Below are 20,447 nucleotides of genomic sequence, written 5' to 3'. Positions count from 1 at the left end.
CATGTCCGCTTCTTCCGCTTCCGAGTCGCCGTGCCGCCTGCAGGTGGCGTTGGGCAGCCGCAGTTATCCCATTCATATCGGTCCGGGCCTGCTCGGCGATCCTCAGTGGCTCACCCCGCATCTCGCTGGACGACAGGTGATGATCGTCACCAACGAGACGGTGGCACCGCTCTACCTCGAGCGCTGCCGCGCCGCGCTGTCCGAGGATCTGGAGGTGCGCGAGCTGGTGCTGCCGGACGGCGAGGCCACCAAGAGCCTCGAACAGGTCTCGCGCATCTGGGACGCCCTGTTGGAAGCCGGCTTCAATCGGCGCTGCACTCTGGTCGCCCTGGGGGGTGGGGTGATCGGCGACATGGTGGGCTTTGCCGCGGCGTGCTACCAGCGCGGCGTGGCCTTCGTTCAGGTGCCGACCACGCTGCTGGCCCAGGTGGACTCCTCGGTGGGTGGCAAGACCGGCGTCAATCACCCGCTAGGCAAGAACATGATCGGCGCTTTCTGGCAGCCGCGGGCGGTGCTGGTGGATACCGACACGCTCGCCACGCTGCCCGAGCGGGAGCTCTCTGCAGGGCTCGCCGAGGTGATCAAATATGGCCTGATTCGCGATGCCGGCTTTCTCGCCTGGCTGGAAACCGCCATACCGTCGCTGCGCGCCCTCGACGCCACGAGCCTGACGCAGGCCATCGAGCGCAGCTGTGCCATCAAGGCCGATATCGTTGCCGCCGACGAGACCGAGCAGGGCGTGCGGGCGCTGCTCAACCTGGGGCATACCTTCGGCCACGCGATCGAGGCGCATCAGGGCTATGGAGCCTGGCTGCATGGCGAAGCGGTGGGCGCCGGCATGGCGATGGCCGCCGAATTCTCGGCCCGCCTCGGCTGGCTGTCCATGGCCGACGTGGAGCGCGTACGCGAGATCATTGCTGCAGCGGGCCTGCCGCTCGCCGCGCCGGCCGGCATGACGGTCGATGACTTCCTGGCCCGCATGCGGCTCGACAAGAAGAACGTCGACAGTCGGCTGCGCCTGGTTCTGCTGCATGCGTTGGGCGATGCCTGCATTCACGATGACGCGCCGCCGGAAAGCCTTGCTGCCTTTCTCGAGGATTATCCCCGCCAGGCCTGATCGTTCGACCAGCCGATACGCCGACGCCCGCGATCCGCGGGCGTCGGCGTTTATCGCGGCCTCTTGCGTCTGAATCCGCATGCCTCATGCCGTATCGGTATGGGGAAAAGCGCCGAGATTCGACCAAAGTCTAATTTCTGGGTTGCGTTCGTTTGCTCTTCGTTGATCGGGCTTGCAAGTCCTTGACGTGGTGGTGTTTTTTGCCCGAGCTTGGATGGCAAGTGATGGATTTGGCGAGGTTTTTGGCGATGTTGAGGCGGCCGTCGATTGCGTGTTGGCCCCGGCTCTGGCTATGCTTGCCGTCCTTTGTCCATCACAGCAGAGGGCGCCTGCGCGCCAAAGGCATAAAAAAGCCAACCGATAATAATACCATAACCCTGCTGTTCAGTCAATCGTTTCTAGCGAGAGGCACGCCCCATGAACCGAGGCCTACATCATCCCGGCGAGTACCGCGATAACTGCGGGTTCGGCCTGATCGCCCACATGGAGGGGCAGGCCAGCCACGACTTGCTGCGCACCGCGATCGAGTCGTTGACCTGCATGACCCACCGTGGCGGTATCGCTGCCGATGGCAAGACCGGCGACGGCTGCGGTCTGCTGCTCAAGATGCCCGAAGCGTTCATGCGTGACGTCGCCGCCGAGGCGCTGGACGTGCCGCTCGGTGAGCGTTTTGCCGTGGGCGCGGTGTTCCTGCCCGACGACGATGCCCGCGAGGCACGGGCCCGCGGCGTTCTCGAGGGAGAGCTGCGCGCCTGCGGCCTGGTGATTCGTGGCTGGCGCGAGGTGCCCGTCGATTCCAGCTGCTGCGGTCCCATGGCCCTCGAGTGCCTGCCGCGCATCCGTCATCTGTTCGTCGAGCCGGGCAAGGGCAGCGACCCGGAGCGCTTCGACGTCGACCTGTTCATGGCACGGCGGCGTGCCGAGCAAATGCTGCGTGACGAGCAGGACTTCTACGTCTGTTCGCTCTCCTCTCAGGTGCTCTCCTACAAGGGTCTGATGATGCCGGCCGATCTGCCGACCTTCTATCGCGACCTGGGCGATGAGCGCCTCGAGACGTCGATCTGCGTCTTTCATCAGCGTTTCTCCACCAACACGGCACCGCGCTGGCCGCTGGCCCAGCCGTTCCGCCTGTTGGCCCACAACGGCGAGATCAACACCATTCAGGCCAACCGTGGCTGGGCCAACTCGCGCAAGGAGAACTTCGTCACCGAGCGGCTGCCCGACATTACCGAGCTCGACGAGATCGTCAATACCGTAGGCTCCGACTCATCGAGCATGGACAACATGCTCGAGGTGCTGCTGATGGGCGGCATGGAGCTGCATCGTGCGGTGCGCATGATGGTGCCGCCGGCGTGGCAGAACGTCGAGACCATGGATGCCGAGCTGCGCGCCTTCTACGAATACAACTCCATGCACATGGAGCCCTGGGACGGCCCGGCCGGCGTGGTGATGACCGACGGCCGCCAGGCGGTGTGCATGCTCGACCGCAATGGCCTGCGCCCGGCGCGCTGGGTGATCACCAAGAACGGCTACATCACCCTGGCCTCGGAGATCGGCACCTACGACTACAGTCCCGAGGACGTGGTGGCCAAGGGGCGCGTGGGCCCGGGCCAGATCCTCGCCGTGGACACCCAGACCGGTGAGGTGCTGCACACCGAGGACATCGACAGTCGTCTCAAGTCCGCCTATCCCTACAAGCGCTGGCTCAAGCAGGAGGCGCATTATCTGGAATCGGCGCTCACCGAGCTGGCCAGTTTCCAGAACATGGACAGCGACGCGGTGAAGACCTGGCAGAAGATGTTCCAGGTGAGCTTCGAGGAGCGCGACCAGGTGCTGCGCCCGCTGGGCGAGAGCGGTCAGGAGGCGGTGGGCTCCATGGGCGACGACACGCCGGTGGCGGTGCTCTCCGGCAAGCCGCGCCTGCTCTCCGACTACTTCCGCCAGAAGTTCGCCCAGGTCACCAATCCGGCCATCGACCCGCTGCGCGAGGCGATCGTGATGTCGCTGGAGACCTGCATCGGCGCCGAGCGCAACGTCTTCAAGGCGACCCCGGAGCACGCCCACCGCATCATCCTGACCACGCCGATCCTCTCGCCGCGCAAGTATGCGGCCCTGCTGGATCAGGACGATCCCGCCTTTGCCAGTCACACCCTCTCGCTGGGCTACGACCCCGAGCGGATGGGCCTCAAGGCGGCGGTGCTCGAGCTCTGCCGCCAGGCCGAGGCGGCGGTGCACGCGGGCAAGGTGATTCTGGTACTCTCCGACGCCAAGCTGGCCAAGGGGGAGCTGCCCATTCAGGCGGCCCTGGCGGTGGGTGCCGTGCACCAGCACCTGGGCAAGCTGGCGCTGCGTCCGCGGGCCAACATCGTGGTGGAGACCGCGTACGCTCGCGACGCGCACCAGATGGCGGTACTGTTCGGCGTGGGCGCCACGGCGATCTTCCCGTGGCTCGCCTACCAGGTGATGGCCGACATGCACCGCACCGGCGAGCTCACCGGCAACCCTGCCGACACCCGCGAGAATTACCGCAAGGGGCTGCAGAAAGGGTTGTTCAAGATCCTCTCCAAGATGGGCATCTCCACGCTCGCCTCCTACCGCGGCTCGCAGCTCTTCGAGGCGGTGGGGCTCGACAGCGAAGTGATGGAGATATGCTTCACCGGCATGGCGTCGCGCATTCAGGGGACCGGCTTCAGTGAGTTGCAGCTGCAGCAGGAACTGCTGGCCCGCGATGCCTGGATTCCCCGCAAGCCCATCGCCCAGGGCGGCTTGTTCAAGTACGTCCACGAGCACGAGTACCACGCCTACAATCCCGATGTGGTCAAGGCGCTGCAGGAGGCGGTACAGGAAGGCGACTACGCCAAGTGGAAGACCTTCGCCCGGCTCGTCAACGAGCGCCCGGTGGCCACCCTGCGCGACCTGCTCCGTCTCAAGGCCGCCGAGACGCCGCTGCCGATGGAAGAGGTGGAGTCGGTCGAGGAGCTCATTCCGCGCTTCGACAGCGCCGGCATGTCGCTCGGCGCGTTGTCGCCGGAGGCCCACGAAGCACTGGCTCAGGCCATGAACGAAGCCGGGGGGCGCTCCAACTCCGGCGAGGGCGGCGAGGACCCGGCGCGCTACGGCACCATTCGCTCCTCCAAGATCAAGCAGATCGCCTCCGGACGCTTTGGCGTCACACCGGCCTACCTGGTCAATGCCGAGGTGCTGCAGATCAAGGTGGCCCAGGGCGCCAAGCCCGGCGAGGGCGGCCAGCTGCCCGGCGGCAAGGTCAACGAGCTGATCGCCCGGCTGCGCTACTCGGTGCCCGGGGTGACGCTGATCTCGCCGCCGCCGCACCACGACATCTACTCCATCGAGGACCTGGCCCAGCTGATCTTCGATCTCAAGCAGGTCAATCCCGACGCCCAGGTTTCGGTCAAGCTGGTCTCGGAGCCGGGCATCGGCACCATCGCCACCGGGGTGGCCAAGGCCTACGCCGACCTGATCACCGTCTCCGGCTACGACGGCGGCACCGCGGCGAGCCCGCTCACCTCGATCAAGCATGCCGGCAGCCCCTGGGAGCTCGGCCTGCCCGAGGTGCACCAGGCGCTGCGCATCAACGGCCTGCGCGACAAGATCCGCCTGCAGACCGACGGCGGGCTGAAGACCGGCCTCGACGTGGTCAAGGCGGCGATCCTCGGCGCCGAGAGCTTCGGCTTCGGCACCGCGCCGATGGTGGCGCTGGGCTGCAAGTACCTGCGCATCTGCCACCTCAACAACTGTGCCACCGGCGTGGCCACCCAGCACCAGTACCTGCGCGACGAGCACTTCCGCGGCACCGTCGACATGGTCAAGCACTACTTCCGCTTCATCGCCGAGGAGGTCCGCGAACTGATGGCGCTGCTCGGGGTGCGCAAGCTCACCGACCTGATCGGCCGCACCGACCTGCTCGAGGTGCTGGAAGGCGAGACCGCCTCGCAGCGCAAGCTCGACCTGACCGACCTGCTGGTCAACGACTACGCCCCGGCGGACGCACCGCAGTTCTGCCAGGTGAACCGCAACGTGCCGCATGATCCGGGTGCCAAGAACCGGGAAGTCCTGGAGGCGCTCGCGGATGCCATCGAGTCGAAGTCCGGCGGCGAATTCTCGTTCGCCATCACCAACTGCGACCGCAGCGTGGGGGCGCTCGCCTCCGGGGCCATCGCCAAGCGCTACGGCGAGGCGGGTCTCGAGGAGGCGCCGATCGTCGCGCGTTTCACCGGCGTGGCCGGTCAGAGTTTCGGCGTATTCAACGCCCGTGGCCTGCACCTCTACCTGGAGGGCGATGCCAACGACTACGTGGGCAAGGGCATGAACGGCGGCAAGGTGGTCATCGTGCCGCCCGCGGGCAGCCGCTTCGAGACCCACCGGACGGCGATCGTCGGCAACACCTGCCTGTACGGCGCCACCGGCGGCAAGCTGTTCGCCGCCGGCACCGCCGGCGAGCGCTTCGGGGTGCGCAACTCCGGTGCTCACGCGGTCATCGAGGGGGCCGGCGACCACTGCTGCGAGTACATGACCGGCGGCCTGATCGCCGTGCTCGGCGAGACCGGCGTCAACTTCGGCGCCGGCATGACCGGCGGTTTCGCCTACGTGCTCGACGAGGACCGCTCCTTCGTCGATCGCTACAACCACGAGCTGGTGGAGATCCACCGTATCAATACCGAGGCCATGGAAGCCTACCGGCGCCACCTGAGGGAGGTCATCGAGGAGTTCGTCGCCGAGACCGACTCGCCGCGTGGCAAGGCCATTCTCGAGGACTTCAGCGACTTCGTCCGCCACTTCTGGCTGGTGAAACCCAAGGCCGCGAGCCTCAACAGCTTGCTCGCTGAATCCCGCCGGCGTCCCGAGTAAGCCGGACTTCCAGGAGAGACGATCATGGCCAACCGTTTGAACAACGATTTCCAGTTCATCGACGTGGGTCGCCACGACCCGCAGAAGAAGGATGCGCGCACCCGCTCGCGGGAATTCGCCGAGATCTACGAGCCGTTCAAGCCCCAGGAGGCGGCGTCTCAGTCGCACCGCTGCCTGCACTGCGGCAACCCCTACTGCGAGTGGAAGTGCCCGGTGCACAACTACATCCCCAACTGGCTGCAGCTGGTCAGCGAGGGCAACATCCTGGAGGCGGTGGAGATGTGCCACCGCACCAACTCGCTGCCCGAGGTGTGTGGCCGGGTGTGTCCGCAGGACCGTCTCTGCGAGGGTGCCTGCACGCTCAACGACGGCTTCGGCGCGGTGACCATCGGTTCGGTGGAGAAATACATCACCGATACCGCTTTCGCCATGGGTTGGCGCCCTGACATGTCCCAGGTCGCCTGGACCGACAGGAAAGTGGCGATCATCGGAGCCGGCCCGGCAGGGCTCGGCTGCGCCGACATCCTGGTGCGCAACGGCGTCCGGCCGGTGGTGTTCGACAAGTACCCCGAGATCGGCGGCCTGCTCACCTTCGGCATTCCCGAGTTCAAGCTCGACAAGACGGTGATGGAACGTCGCCGCGCGGTGTTCGAGGAAATGGGCATGGAATTCCGCCTCGAGACCGAGGTGGGCAAGGACGTCAGCTTCGACGCGCTGCTCGAGGAGTTCGATGCCGTCTTCCTGGGCATGGGCACTTACAAATACATGGAGGGCGGTTTTCCCGGCGAGGACCTGCCCGGCGTGCACAAGGCGCTCGACTACCTGATCGCCAACGTCAACCACTGCCTGGGCTTCGAGAAGAACCCGGCCGACTACGTCTCGCTGGAGGGCCAGCAGGTGGTGGTGCTGGGCGGCGGCGATACCGCCATGGACTGCAACCGCACCGCCATTCGCCAGGGAGCGGCCGCCGTGACCTGCGCCTATCGCCGCGACGAGGAGAACATGCCGGGCTCCAAGCGCGAGGTGGCCAACGCCCGTGAGGAGGGCGTCGAGTTCCTGTTCAATCGCCAGCCCGTAGCGGTGATCGGCGAGGAGAAGGTCGAGGGGGTCAAGGTGGTGCGCACGCGCCTCGGCGAACCCGACGAGAACGGTCGCCAGCGTCCCGAGGTCGTGCCGGGCTCCGAGGAGGTCATCCCCGCCGATGCCGTGGTCGTGGCCTTCGGCTTCCAGCCGAGTCCTTCGCCGTGGTTCGAGACGGTGGGCATCGAGATGGACGATCGCGGTCGCGTGCTGGCGCCGGAGAAGGGGGCCTATCCCTTCCAGACCACTCACGAGAAGATCTTCGCTGGCGGCGACATGGTGCGCGGCTCCGACCTGGTGGTCACCGCCATCTACGAGGGGCGTCAGGCCGGCGAGGGCATCCTCGACTATCTGGGCGTCTAACGACGTCCGCTGCGGGCCACGGGCAGGGCGGGGAGTCATCATCCTGCCCGCAGCCCGCAGCCCGCAGCCCGCAGCCCGCAGCCCGCAGCCCGCAGCCCGCAGCCCGCAGCCCGCAGCCCGAAGGGGCCGAAATTGAGCCAAAGGTCGCAGTCTGCTACTCTGTCGACCCATCCGGGCGCGGCTCCCTGCCGGGCCCACCGATCACGTTTCGACAGGTTCTCCATGACACGATATATCTTCGTGACCGGCGGCGTTGTGTCCTCTCTCGGCAAGGGCATCGCGTCGGCTTCGCTGGCGGCGATTCTCGAGGCGCGTGGCCTCAAGGTCACCATGCTCAAGCTCGACCCCTACATCAACGTGGATCCGGGCACCATGAGCCCCTTCCAGCACGGCGAGGTGTTCGTCACCGAGGATGGCGCCGAGACCGACCTGGATCTGGGCCACTACGAGCGCTTCATCCGCACCAAGATGACCCAGGCCAACAACTTCACCACCGGCCGCGTCTACGAGCACGTGCTGCGTCGCGAGCGCCGTGGCGACTACCTGGGCGGCACCGTGCAGGTCATTCCGCACATCACCGACGAGATCAAGCGCCGGGTCTTCGCCGGCGGCGAGGGCTTCGACGTGGCGCTGGTGGAGATCGGCGGCACCGTGGGCGACATCGAGTCGCTGCCGTTCCTCGAGTCGATCCGTCAGATACGCAGCGAACTGGGGGCGAGCCGCGCCATCTTCATGCACCTGACCCTGGTGCCCTACATCAAGACCGCCGGCGAGACCAAGACCAAGCCGACCCAGCACAGCGTCAAGGAACTGCGCTCCATCGGCATCCAGCCCGACATCCTGATCTGCCGCAGCGAAGTGGAGCTCGAGGAGAGCGAACGGCGCAAGATCGCGCTATTCACCAACGTCGAAGAGCGCGCCGTCATCCCGCTGCAGGATGCCGACACCATCTACCGAATCCCGCTGATGCTCTGCGAGCACGGCCTGGACGAGATCGTCTGCGACAAGCTGCGCCTCGAAGCGCCGGAAGCCGATCTCTCCGAGTGGGTCCACGTGCTCGATGCCAAGCTCAACCCGCTCAAGTCGGTCAACATCGCCATGGTCGGCAAGTACATGGAGCTGCTCGATGCCTACAAGTCGCTCAACGAGGCGCTGATTCACGCCGGCATCCAGACCCGCATCAAGGTCAACGTCGACTACATCGACTCAGAAGACATCGAACGTCACGGCATCGAACGTTTGGCCGGCAAGGATGCCATCCTGGTGCCGGGCGGTTTCGGCGAGCGTGGCGTGGAAGGCAAGATCGCCACCGCCCGCTTCGCCCGCGAGAGCGGTATCCCGTATCTCGGCATCTGCCTCGGCATGCAGGTGGCGGTCATCGAGTTCGCTCGCAACGTGGCCGGTTGGGGCGATGCCAATTCCACCGAGTTCACCCGCGACACCCAGCACCCCGTCGTGGGCCTGATCACCGAATGGCTCTCCCCCGAGGGCAAGGTCGAACTACGTGACGAGGCCTCCGACCTGGGTGGCACCATGCGTCTGGGTGGCCAGGTCTGCCAGCTCAAGTCGGGCTCGAAGGCACGCCAGGCCTATGCGACCGACGAGATCGTCGAGCGCCATCGCCACCGCTTCGAGGTCAACAATCAGTTCATCGAGGAACTCGAGCAGGCCGGCCTGGTGGTTTCCGGCAAGAGCGTCGACAACTCCCTGGTGGAAATGGTCGAACTGCCCGATCATCCTTGGTACGTGGCCTGTCAGTTCCATCCCGAGTTCACCTCCACGCCGCGCGACGGTCATCCGCTGTTCACCGGCTTCGTCAATGCGGCGCTGGAGCACAAGGCGGCAAGGTCTCGCGCCCAGGCCGCCCCGCAGGAGTGACCCCCGTGTCCGATGCGCTTACCCCTGCCAGCGAACGATGCATCGCCTTTGCCGGCCTCGAGGCCGGCAACGATCTGCCGCTGATGCTGCTCGGCGGCATGAACGTGCTGGAATCCCGTGAGCTGGCCCTCGAAGTGGCCGCGGCTTACGTCGAAGCGACCGGCAAGCTCGGCATGCCCTACGTCTTCAAGGCGAGCTTCGACAAGGCCAACCGCAGCTCCATCCACTCCTTCCGTGGCCCGGGCCTCGAGAAGGGGCTGGCGATGCTGGCCGAGATCAAGGCGCGCTTCGGGGTGCCCATCATCACCGACGTTCACGAGCCCTGGCAGGCCAAGCCGGCCGCCGAAGTGGCCGACATCATCCAGCTGCCCGCTTTCCTGGCGCGCCAGACCGATCTCGTGGTGGCCATGGCGGAGACCGGGGCAGTGATCAACATCAAGAAGCCACAGTTTCTGGCGCCCCACGAGATGCGTCATGTCATCCGCAAGTGCGAGGAAGCCGGCAACGACCGTCTGCTGCTATGCGAGCGGGGCTCGAGCTTCGGCTACAACAACCTGGTGGTCGACATGCTGGGCTTCGGCGAGATGAAGCAGACCGGGTATCCGGTTTTCTTCGATGTCACGCACGCCCTGCAGCGCCCCGGTGGGCGCGCCGACAGTGCCGACGGTCGGCGCGCTCAGGTGGCCGAGCTGGCCCGGGCCGGGGTGGCCGTCGGCCTGGCGGGGCTCTTCCTCGAAGCGCATCCCGACCCCGACAACGCCCGATGCGATGGCCCCTGCGCGCTGCCCCTCGACCGGCTCGAGCCTTTCCTGGCCCAGATCAAGGCCCTCGACGACCTGGTCAAGGGTTTCGCGCCGCTAGGGGTTCAATGACACTCCACTCGCTGACACCCATAAGGAAACTGCCATGACCCAGATCGTCGACATTCACGCCCTCGAGGTACTCGACTCCCGCGGCAACCCCACCGTGCAGGCCGAGGTGCGTCTGGCCAGCGGTGCCGTGGGCGTGGCTTGTGCACCGAGCGGCGCTTCGACCGGTTCGCGCGAGGCCCTGGAGCTGCGTGACGGCGACAAGGCCCGCTACCTCGGCAAGGGCGTGCTCAAGGCCGTTGCGGCGGTCAACGGCGCGATTCGCGAGTGCGTAGTCGGTATGGATGCCCGCGACCAGCGCGGCCTCGATGCCGCCATGATCGAGCTCGACGGTACCGACAACAAGGCGAGTCTGGGCGCCAATGCCATCCTGGCGGTGTCGTTGGCCGCCGCCAAGGCCGCCGCCAACGCCAAGGGCGTGCCGCTCTATGCGCACATCGCCGAGCTCTACGGCCAGCCGGGCCGCTACCAGATGCCGGTACCGATGATGAACATCCTCAACGGCGGCGAGCATGCCGACAACAACGTCGACATTCAGGAGTTCATGATCCAGCCGGTGGGCGCGCCGAGTTTCGGTGAGGGCCTGCGCATGGGCGCCGAGATCTTCCATGCCCTGAAGAAGGTGCTCTCCGCCCGCGGTCTGGCCACCGCCGTCGGCGACGAGGGCGGCTTTGCGCCGAACCTCGCGTCCAACGCCGAGGCGCTGGCGGTGATCCAGCAGGCCGTGGAGGATGCCGGCTACACGCTCGATCGCGACGTGACCCTGGCGCTCGACTGCGCATCCTCCGAGTTCTATGCCGATGGCCAGTACAAGCTCTCGGGTGAAGGCAAGAGCTATGACGCTGCCGGCTTCGTCGACTACCTGGCCGAGCTGTGCGATCAGTATCCCATCGTCTCCATCGAGGACGGCATGGACGAGTCCGACTGGGCCGGCTGGAAGGCGCTCACCGACAAGCTGGGGGATCGCGTGCAGCTGGTCGGCGACGATCTCTTCGTTACCAACACCAAGATCCTCGAGCGCGGCATCGACGAACGGATCGGCAACTCCATCCTGATCAAGTTCAACCAGATCGGCTCGCTCTCCGAGACCCTGGACGCCATCCGCATGGCCCAGGATGCCGGTTTCACCGCGGTGATCTCGCACCGCAGCGGCGAGACCGAAGACACCACCATCGCCGACTTGGCGGTAGGCACCAGCGCCGGCCAGATCAAGACCGGCTCGCTGTGCCGCAGCGATCGCGTGGCCAAGTACAATCGGCTGTTGGTCATCGAAGCGCAGTTGGGTGAATCGGTGACCTATCCCGGTCGTGCCGCCATCAAAGGGCAGTGAGCGGCTTTGTCAGGCGAAGACTCTAGTGATGTATCTTGTAAGAGATCGCCTACATAGATGCGGCGAATCATGCTGAAAACGTCTGAATCCGGCCGACGCTTTATGCGTCGGCCTTTTTTTTGTTCAATAATATCAAGGGGTTGCTTGTTCTTTTTCGCAATGGCGCAAGTGCTTCTGGTGGCCGCAAGCCAGTTGAGCTGACGTGCAAGGCTGCCACAATGGGCCCGGGACAAGAGGAGAGCGCTGGCGTTCTCCGGCAGGATGCAATGGGATGCTTGCGTGGTGTGCCCGGTGTGACAGGAGGTCGCCTCCGGGCAGGGAGATCACCACTGGAGTCGGGACGGAGGGAACCGTCCTCAAGGAATGGCTAGGAGCGGGCGGCCTCAGGGCCGCCTTTTTTCGTTCGCAGGCAGTGCGGTGGCGGCTGACGGCGAACAGGACACGACCGCGCCGAGCGTCAAGCGACGCTCGGCGCGGTCGTTTCAGGACGGCAGTAAAGGCGTGGCCTTGCCGTTCAGCGCTCCAGATACTGCAGCTTGCTCGGCTTGCCGTCCCACTCTTCGGCGTCGTCCGGCGGGTCCTTCTTCTCGTTGATGTTGGGCCAGACCTCGGACAGTTCGGCGTTGATCTCGATGAACTGTTCCTGCCCATCCGGCAGCTCGTCTTCCGAAAAGATCGCTTCGGCGGGGCATTCGGGTTCGCAAAGGGCGCAGTCGATGCATTCGTCCGGATGAATCACCAGGAAGTTGGGGCCTTCATAGAAGCAATCCACCGGGCAGACCTCGACACAGTCGGTGTACTTGCACTTGATGCAGTTTTCGGTAACGACGAATGTCATGCCAGTCTCCCTCCTCGGGCGGGGCCGTTGGCGCCCGGTTACGATGATGAAAAGGTGGTTGATGCGACCCGGCAGTTATAAAAAACCCCGACTCTTATAATAATGTTTTTGTGAGCGCATCATTCTAGTCACGCGCCCAGAGCAGGGCAAGCCGCCCGCTCCGTGGCATCTTCACGATAGCCTCGTCCGCCATTCATAGAGCAGCTCGAGTGCTTGGCGTGGTGTCAGCCCGTCAGGGTCGAGGTCGGCCAGGGCCTCGACCAGTGGGTGCGGCGCCGTGGCGAAGAGATCGTTCTGCACCGGTGCCGGCTCACTCTGATCGACGGCCGGATTGCGCTGCCCCTGATCGATCTCCTGTTGCTCGAGCTGCGACAATTTATCGCGTGCACGAGCGATCACCGCTTGCGGTACGCCGGCCAACTGGGCGACCTGAAGACCGTAGCTCTGGCTTGCCGGCCCCTCCTCGACGCGATGCATGAAGACGATACCGTCGCGGTGCTCCGCTGCCGTGAGGTGGACGTTGGCCACGCCTGCGGCCTGTTCGGCCAGTGCCGTCATCTCGAAGTAGTGAGTGGCGAACAGCGTGAAAGCACGTGCCCTGGTGAGGTGTTCCGCGCTGGCCCAGGCCAGCGACAGCCCGTCGAACGTGCTGGTGCCGCGGCCGATCTCGTCCATCAGCACCAGACTGTGCTCGGTGGCATTGTGCAGGATGCTGGCCGTCTCGGTCATCTCCACCATGAAAGTCGAGCGGCCTCCGGCGAGGTCGTCGGAAGAACCGATGCGCGTGAAGATACGGTCCACCGGGCCGATCTCGGCGGCATCGGCCGGTACGAAGCTGCCGGTGTGGGCCAGCAGCACGATCAACGCCGCCTGGCGCATGTAAGTGGATTTGCCGCCCATGTTGGGTCCGGTGATGACCAGCATGCGACGGGTGTCGTCCAGGTTCAGGTCGTTGGGTACGAAAGGCGTCTCGCTGACGTGCTCGACCACCGGATGGCGCCCGCCGCGGATGGTGATGCCCGACGTTTCCGACAGCTGCGGCCGGGTGAAATCCAGAGCCTGGGCGCGCTCGGCGAAGGCGGTCAGCACGTCCAGCGTGGCCAGTGCTCGACCGCTGGACTGCAGGGCGGTCAGCTCGGCGTTGAGGGCGTCGAGCAGGCCGTCGTAGAGCAGCTTTTCGCGGGCCAGGGCGCGTGACCTGGCGGAGAGCGCCTTGTCCTCGAATGCCTTGAGTTCGGGAATGATGAAACGCTCGGCGTTCTTCAGGGTCTGGCGACGGATGTAGTCGGCGGGGGCATCCCGGGCCTGGGCACGGGGGATCTCGATGTAGTAGCCGTGCACGCGATTGTAGCCCACCTTGAGGCCGGGCAGGCCGGTGCGTTCCCGCTCGCGGGTTTCGAGCTCCACCAGATAGTCCCCGGCGTGCTCGGCCAGGCCGCGGTGTTCGTCGAGCTCGGCATCGAAGCCCTCGGCGATCACGCCGCCGTCGCGGATCACCACGGGAGGGTTGTCCACCAGGGCGCGGGACAAGGTGTCGGCGAGCTCCGGATAGGGCCGGATGTGCGGCTTGAGCGTTTCCAGCGCGGTGTCTTCGCCATAGGAAGCGAGCTCGGCTTCGAGCGCCGGCAGACTGGCCAGTGCATCGCGCAGTCGCGCCAGATCGCGCGGCCGGGCGCTGTAGAGAGCCACCCGAGCGAGGATGCGTTCCACGTCGCCGATCGCCTTGAGCGTCTCGCGCAGCGTAGCGTAGCGCGCCTCGTCGAGCAGCACCGCGACGGCAGCCTGGCGGGCCAGCACCTGGCCATGGTCGCGCAGCGGGCGGTTGAGCCAGCGCTTCAGCAGCCGCGAGCCCATGGCCGTCGCGGTGGTGTCGAGCACGCTGGCCAGGGTGTTGTCGACTCCGCCACCGAGGTTGACGTCGATCTCCAGGTTGCGGCGGCTGGCAGCGTCGATCACCACGGCATCGTCGCGGTTTTCCACACCGATGGCGGTGACGTGGGGCAGGCGCGAACGCTGAGTATCGCGGGCGTACTCCACCAGCACGCCCGCGGCGGTGATGGCTGCCTCGAGATGGGCGCAGCCGAAGCCGCGCAGGTCGGCAACGCCGAACTGATCGCACAGCAGCCGGGTGGCGCTCTCCACGTCGAACAGCCAGTCGCTCTGCCGGCTAAGTCCTCGCCGGCCTTCGAGGGCCGGCGGCAGGACGAGGCTTTCCGCGGCCAGCAGTTCGGCCGGATCGAGGCGGGCCAGCTCGGCAATGAGCTCGGCGTCGTCCGCCACCTCCAGCACGCTGAAGCGACCGCTGGAGAGCTCCAGCCAGGCGATTCCCCAGCGTTCGGCGGCGGCATGAATGGCCACCAGCAGGTTGTCGCGGCGGGCATCCAGCAGCGCCTCGTCGTAGAGGGTGCCGGGGGTGACGATGCGCACCACGCGGCGTTCCACCGGGCCCTTGGCGGCGGCCGGGTCGCCGATCTGTTCGCAGATCGCCACCGACTCGCCGGCGGCCACCAGTCGGGCCAGATACCCTTCGGCGCTGTGGTAGGGCACCCCGGCCATGGGGATCGGTGCCCCGGCCGACTGGCCGCGCTGGGTCAGGGTGATGTCGAGCAGTGAGGCGGCGCGCTTGGCGTCATCGAAGAAGAGCTCGTAGAAATCGCCCATGCGATAGAAGAGCAGCACGTCCGGGTGCTCGCGCTTGATCTTCAAGTACTGGGCCATCATCGGTGTATGCTGGGCGCTGGCCTGGGACATGATGGTCTCTGGGCTCCTGGTCTCGCTAAGCGGTCGAATGGGGCAGTCGCCCCGGAAGCGTGGCCTGCATCCAGACGACAAAGACAGTATTCTACGCAGATGCCCTCGTCACGTCAGGGCATCCAACATTCTGCAAGAGCTATCCCGGTCGATGAAGCGATGGTCGCTGGGGCGGATGAGGGCTCGGCGCCTGCCCTCGGATCGGCCCAGAGCGTCCCGGCCCGCTGCGATGGCCCTGTCGTTCAGGAGTTTTCACCATGCCCCATTCCGCTGCCAGCCTCGCCAACCTCGATTTGGTCACCCTCGCCGAACGGCTGGGGCGGGTCTGCCGCGAACGCGGCGTGACGGTCACGGTGGCCGAGTCCTGCACCGGTGGCGGAGTGGCCAGCGCCATCACCGCCGTGGCTGGCAGTTCCGACTACTTCGGGACCGGTTACGTGACCTATGCCAACGACGCCAAGACGCGCCTGCTCGGTGTGCCGGAACGCCTGCTCGCCGAACATGGCGCGGTGAGCCGCGAAGTGGTCGAAGCCATGGTGGCGGGTGCCTGCCGCGACAGCGGTGCCGATATCGGTGTGGCCATCAGCGGGGTGGCCGGACCGGGCGGCGGCAGTGCCGACAAGCCGGTGGGCAGCGTATGGCTGGCCTGGGGCGATGCCGAACGCCAGCAGGCCGAGTGCCACCGTTACCCCGGGGATCGCCGCGCCGTACGCGAACGGGCGGTGCGCGATGCGTTGATCGGCCTGTTGATGCGAATCCCCTCGCACGGGGAGTAGGCGAGCGATGAATTTTGCGCCATACTACTGGCCAACCATACAGTAAAAGGGTGGCGTCACAGCCGGACCCACCGATCCCAGCTTCTGCGAGGAGAGCTCCATGGCACAGGACGACAACCGTTCCAAGGCACTGAATGCCGCCCTTTCCCAGATCGAGCGCCAGTTCGGCAAGGGCACCGTGATGCGCCTGGGCGACACCCCGCGGGTGGCGATGCCGGCGGTTTCCACCGGCTCATTGGGCCTGGACATCGCCCTGGGTATCGGCGGTCTGCCGCTGGGTCGCGTCGTCGAGATCTTCGGACCGGAGTCCTCGGGCAAGACGACCCTGACCCTGTCGGTGATCGCCCAGGCACAGAAACAGGGCAAGACCTGTGCCTTCATCGATGCCGAGCACGCCCTCGACCCGAGCTACGCCGAGAAGCTCGGCGTCAATCTCGACGACCTGCTGGTCTCCCAGCCGGATACCGGCGAGCAGGCGCTGGAGATCTGCGACATGCTGGTGCGTTCCGGCGGCGTCGACGTGATCATCATCGACTCGGTGGCGGCATTGACGCCGCGTGCCGAGATCGAGGGCGAGATGGGCGACTCCCACGTCGGTCTACAGGCGCGCCTGATGTCCCAGGCGCTGCGCAAGATCACCGGCAACATCAAGAACGCCAACTGCATGGTGGTGTTCATCAACCAGATCCGCATGAAGATCGGCGTGATGTTCGGCAGCCCCGAAACCACCACCGGCGGCAATGCGCTGAAATTCTACTCCAGCGTGCGCCTCGACATTCGCCGCACCGGCTCGGTCAAGCAGGGCGACGAGGTCACCGGCAACGAGACTCGCGTCAAGGTGGTCAAGAACAAGGTCTCGCCACCGTTCCGTCAGGCCGAGTTCCAGATACTCTACGGCAAGGGCATCTACCATGCCGGCGAGGTGGTCGACCTGGGCGTGCAGTGCAAGCTGGTCGACAAGGCGGGGGCCTGGTACAGCTATCAGGGCAACAAGATCGGCCAGGGCAAGGCCAATGCGGCGCAGTTCCTCGAGGACAACCCGGCGGTGATGGAGGAGATCGAAAGCCAGATCCGCGCTCAGCTGCTCAACGTGCCGGGGTCGAAGAAGGAAGAGGCCGCCGAGGAAGAGGTCGTGGCCGATTCCGCCGGTCGCGAGGATGACCTCCTGTAAGGCATGCCAAGAGATACCGTCGACACCTCACCCCGCGACGATGCCATCCGACTGCTGGCGCGGCGCGAGTATGCCCGCGCCGAGCTGGCGTCGCGATTGACGGCGAAAGGTCATGCCGCCCAGGCGGTGGCAGAGTGCCTCGAGGCCCTTGCCGAGGAGGGTCTGCAGTCCGACGACCGCTTCGCCGAGAGTTTCGTGCGTTCGCGGGTGCTGCGCGGCCAGGGGCCGTTGAAGATTCGTGCCGAGCTGGAACGGCGCGGCATCGATCGGGAGCGTCTGCGTGCGATGCTGGGGGCGTTCGAGGAGAGCGGCGAACTCGACGGCTTCGCCCTGGCTCGTGCGGCGCTGGCCAAGCGTTTTGCCGGACCCGGCGACACTCCCCGCGAGCGCGCCCGGCGCGAGCGCTTCCTGGCCGGCCGCGGTTTCGATGCCGAGCAGGTGCGCCATGCTTTGGAGCACGCCTGGGACGACGCCTGACGCCTGCGTTGGGCAGGCACTCTTCAGTCACTTGACGACTGCGCTATAATGGCTCCCTTTGCGGAGGAAACACTGTCTAAACGCCTGCGCGGCTCGATCACTGCGTTACGCGGTGCTGATGCGCCAGCCCTGTCGCAATCCCAGCCTATACCCCATAGGCTCCGGTTGCTGCGTTCCGGGCGCGTCGTGCTTGAGTTCGCCCGCCGATTCATACAGTGCTTCCTAGTGCCTCGGGTGGTTTCGCTGCAAGCGCCCACCCCGCCCATCGCCACGGATACCCCATGAAAAGCGCAGAGATCAGACAGGCCTTTCTGAGTTATTTCGAGGAGCGCGGCCATACCGTCGTGCCGTCGAGTTCGCTGGTGCCGGGCAACGACCCGACGCTGCTGTTCACCAACGCCGGCATGGTGCCGTTCAAGGACGTCTTCCTGGGCCGCGATCCGCGCCCCTACGTGCGAGCGGTATCTTCGCAGCGCTGCGTGCGCGCCGGCGGCAAGCACAACGATCTGGACAACGTCGGCTACACCGCGCGCCATCACACTTTCTTCGAGATGCTCGGCAACTTCAGCTTCGGCGACTACTTCAAGCGCGATGCGATCCGCTTCGCCTGGGAGTTTCTCACCGAGACCCTGGGGCTGCCCAAGGAGAAGCTGTGGGTCACGGTGCACGTCAGCGACGACGAGGCCGAGGCGATCTGGAAGAACGAAATCGGCGTCGACCCGGCGCGCTTCTCCAAGCTCGACGAAGACAACTTCTGGCAGATGGGCGACACCGGCCCTTGCGGGCCGAGTTCGGAAATCTTCTTCGATCACGGTCCGGAGGTGTGGGGCGGACCGCCCGGCAGCCCCGAGGAGGATGGCGACCGCTACATCGAGATCTGGAACCTCGTCTTCATGCAGTTCGATCGCGATGCCGAGGGCACCATGCACCCGTTGCCCAAACCCTCCATCGATACCGGCATGGGCCTGGAGCGCATCGCCGCGGTGATGCAGGGCGTGCACTCCAACTACGAGATCGACCTGTTCCAGAACCTGCTCGAGTCGGCGGCGCGTCATACCGGCCATGCCGACACCGGCTCGCCTTCGCTGCGAGTGATCGCCGACCACATCCGATCCTGTGCCTTCTTGATCGCCGACGGCGTGCTGCCGTCGAACGAAGGTCGTGGCTACGTGCTGCGCCGCATCATCCGGCGCGCCATCCGCCACGGCCACAAGCTGGGCGCCAAGGGCAGCTTCTTCCACCGGCTGGTCGGTGCTCTGGACGTGGAGATGGGTGACGCCTTCCCTGAATTGCGCGAGGCGCGCCATCAGATCGAGCGCGTACTGCTCAAGGAAGAGGAGCAGTTCGCCCGTACTCTGGAACACGGCATGGGCCTTCTCGAAGAGGCGCTGGCGGGTCTCGATGGCGAAGTCCTGCCTGGCGAGACGGTGTTCAAGCTCTACGATACCTACGGCTTCCCCTTCGATCTCACCGCCGACGTCTGCCGCGAGCGCGGGGTGACCCTCGATGCAGCCGGCTTCGAGCGCGAGCTCGAAGCGCAGCGCGAGCGGGCCCGCGCCGCCAGCCAGTTCGGCGCCGACTATGGCGCGACCCTGGAGCTCGAGGGCGAAACCGACTTCACCGGCTACGAGCGCCTGACGGATCGCGCCACCGTGACCGCACTGCTGGACGGTGCCGGCAACGAATTGGCTACGCTCGGCGCCGAACGGAAGGGCGTCGCGGTGCTCGACCGCACGCCCTTCTATGCGGAATCCGGGGGCCAGGTGGGCGATACCGGCTACCTGCACCTGGAGGGTGGCGGTCGCTTCCTCGTGGAGGACACGCAGAAACAAGGCGGTCACCACCTGCACCGTGGCGTGCTGCTCGAGGGCGAGCTCGCAGTGGGCGACGAAGTGCGTCCCGAAGTCGACGCCAGCCTGCGTGCCGCCACGGTGCGCAACCACTCGGCCACCCACCTGATGCACAAGGCGCTGCGCCTGGTGCTGGGCGACCACGTCCAGCAGAAGGGCTCGCTGGTCACTCCCGAGCGTCTGCGCTTCGACTTCAGTCACTTCGAGGCGATGACGCCGGAGCAGCTCGCCGAGGTGGAGCGCCTGGTCAACGAGCAGGTCCTGGCCAACGCGCCGACCCGAATCGAGCAGATGACCCTCGACGAGGCCAAGGCCAAAGGGGCCGCGGCACTCTTCGAGGCCAAGTACGCCGACAGCGTTCGCGTGCTGACCATCGGTGCCGACGACTTCTCCATCGAACTGTGCGGCGGTACCCACGTGGCGCGCAGCGGCGACATCGGCTGCTTCCACATCGTCAGCGAAACCGGCATCGCCGCCGGGGTGCGCCGTATCGAGGCGATCACCGGCGACGGGGCGCTGGCCTACTTCCGCGAGCAGGAGGCGCGCCTGATGCGTATCGGCGAGCGCCTCAAGGCCAAGCCCGAGCAGGTCGAGGAGCGCGTTGAATCGCTCGTCGAGCGCAACCGCAGCCTGGAGAAAGAGCTCGAACGTCTCAAGGCCAAGCTGGCCAGCGCCGCCGGCAGCGACATGCTCGCCGAAGCGCGCGAGGTGAACGGCGTCAAGGTGCTGGCCACCCGCCTCGAGGGCGTTTCCGGCAAGGAGCTGCGCGGCGTCCTCGATCAGCTCAAGAACAAGCTCGGCTCGGGCATCGTGGTGCTCGGCGTGGGCGATGAGTCTGCCGGCAAGGTGAGCCTGATCGCCGGCGTCACCGGCGATCTCACCGACAAGGTCAAAGCGGGCGAACTGGTCAACCACGTGGCCGCTCAGGTGGGCGGCAAGGGGGGCGGTCGCCCCGACATGGCTCAGGCCGGGGGCAGCGACGTGGCGGCCCTGCCCGCCGCCCTCGCCAGCGTGTCCGCCTGGGTCGAGTCTCGGCTTTCCTGATGTTTCGCAGGGCCGGCGGCAGCGAAGCCCCGAC

Annotated in this window: 12 protein-coding genes; 10 read left to right on the top strand and 2 right to left on the bottom strand. The window is 66.1% G+C overall.

What is annotated here, in order from left to right:
• Position 1 precedes the first annotated feature (1 nt).
• The 6 genes from aroB (at position 2) to eno (ending at position 11,506) form a co-directional block, all read left to right on the top strand.
• Positions 2 to 1,117 carry a 3-dehydroquinate synthase gene (gene aroB, locus BLP96_RS05150; protein ID WP_089683805.1) on the top strand — a complete coding sequence of 372 codons (1,116 nt, stop codon included), beginning with the start codon at positions 2 to 4 and terminating at the stop codon, positions 1,115 to 1,117.
• 417 nt (positions 1,118 to 1,534) lie between these two features.
• Positions 1,535 to 5,986: a glutamate synthase large subunit gene (gltB, locus tag BLP96_RS05145; protein WP_089683803.1), complete on the top strand. Its 4,452-nt coding sequence runs from the start codon at positions 1,535 to 1,537 to the stop codon at positions 5,984 to 5,986.
• Between the two features lie 24 nt (positions 5,987 to 6,010).
• Positions 6,011 to 7,429, top strand: coding sequence for an FAD-dependent oxidoreductase (locus tag BLP96_RS05140; protein ID WP_089683801.1), 1,419 nt, complete (start codon positions 6,011 to 6,013; stop codon positions 7,427 to 7,429).
• 222 nt (positions 7,430 to 7,651) lie between these two features.
• Positions 7,652 to 9,307 (top strand): CTP synthase, encoded by a 1,656-nt coding sequence (locus BLP96_RS05135; protein WP_089683798.1) that lies wholly within the window; start codon positions 7,652 to 7,654, stop codon positions 9,305 to 9,307.
• A gap of 5 nt (positions 9,308 to 9,312) precedes the next feature.
• Complete coding sequence (gene kdsA, locus BLP96_RS05130) at positions 9,313 to 10,179, top strand: 3-deoxy-8-phosphooctulonate synthase (RefSeq protein ID WP_089683796.1); 867 nt, start codon at positions 9,313 to 9,315, stop codon at positions 10,177 to 10,179.
• Between the two features lie 34 nt (positions 10,180 to 10,213).
• Positions 10,214 to 11,506 carry a phosphopyruvate hydratase gene (gene eno / locus BLP96_RS05125; protein ID WP_089683794.1) on the top strand — a complete coding sequence of 431 codons (1,293 nt, stop codon included), beginning with the start codon at positions 10,214 to 10,216 and terminating at the stop codon, positions 11,504 to 11,506.
• A 514-nt stretch (positions 11,507 to 12,020) separates the two neighbouring features.
• Here eno and fdxA read toward each other — a convergent pair.
• Complete coding sequence (fdxA, locus tag BLP96_RS05120; protein WP_089683790.1) at positions 12,021 to 12,344, bottom strand: ferredoxin FdxA; 324 nt, start codon at positions 12,342 to 12,344, stop codon at positions 12,021 to 12,023.
• A gap of 171 nt (positions 12,345 to 12,515) precedes the next feature.
• Entirely contained in the window at positions 12,516 to 15,095 is a 2,580-nt protein-coding gene (gene mutS / locus BLP96_RS05115; RefSeq protein ID WP_089683788.1) for a DNA mismatch repair protein MutS, read from the bottom strand.
• Between the two features lie 257 nt (positions 15,096 to 15,352).
• On the opposite strand from mutS, the gene BLP96_RS05110 reads away from it, so the two are divergent.
• From BLP96_RS05110 to alaS, 4 genes are all read left to right on the top strand, one after another.
• Positions 15,353 to 15,871: a CinA family protein gene (locus tag BLP96_RS05110; RefSeq protein WP_089683786.1), complete on the top strand. Its 519-nt coding sequence runs from the start codon at positions 15,353 to 15,355 to the stop codon at positions 15,869 to 15,871.
• Between the two features lie 100 nt (positions 15,872 to 15,971).
• Positions 15,972 to 17,042 (top strand): recombinase RecA, encoded by a 1,071-nt coding sequence (gene recA / locus BLP96_RS05105; RefSeq protein ID WP_089683784.1) that lies wholly within the window; start codon positions 15,972 to 15,974, stop codon positions 17,040 to 17,042.
• A gap of 3 nt (positions 17,043 to 17,045) precedes the next feature.
• Entirely contained in the window at positions 17,046 to 17,519 is a 474-nt protein-coding gene (locus BLP96_RS05100; RefSeq protein WP_089683782.1) for a regulatory protein RecX, read from the top strand.
• Between the two features lie 281 nt (positions 17,520 to 17,800).
• Positions 17,801 to 20,413, top strand: coding sequence for an alanine--tRNA ligase (gene alaS / locus BLP96_RS05095; RefSeq protein ID WP_089683780.1), 2,613 nt, complete (start codon positions 17,801 to 17,803; stop codon positions 20,411 to 20,413).
• Positions 20,414 to 20,447: the final 34 nt, after the last annotated feature.

This window comes from Billgrantia gudaonensis, from assembly GCF_900100195.1.
Taxonomy (GTDB): Bacteria; Pseudomonadota; Gammaproteobacteria; order Pseudomonadales; family Halomonadaceae; genus Halomonas; species Halomonas gudaonensis.
The sequence above is the reverse complement of the archived record's forward strand: the minus strand, read 5'-3'. Positions and strand labels throughout refer to the sequence as shown.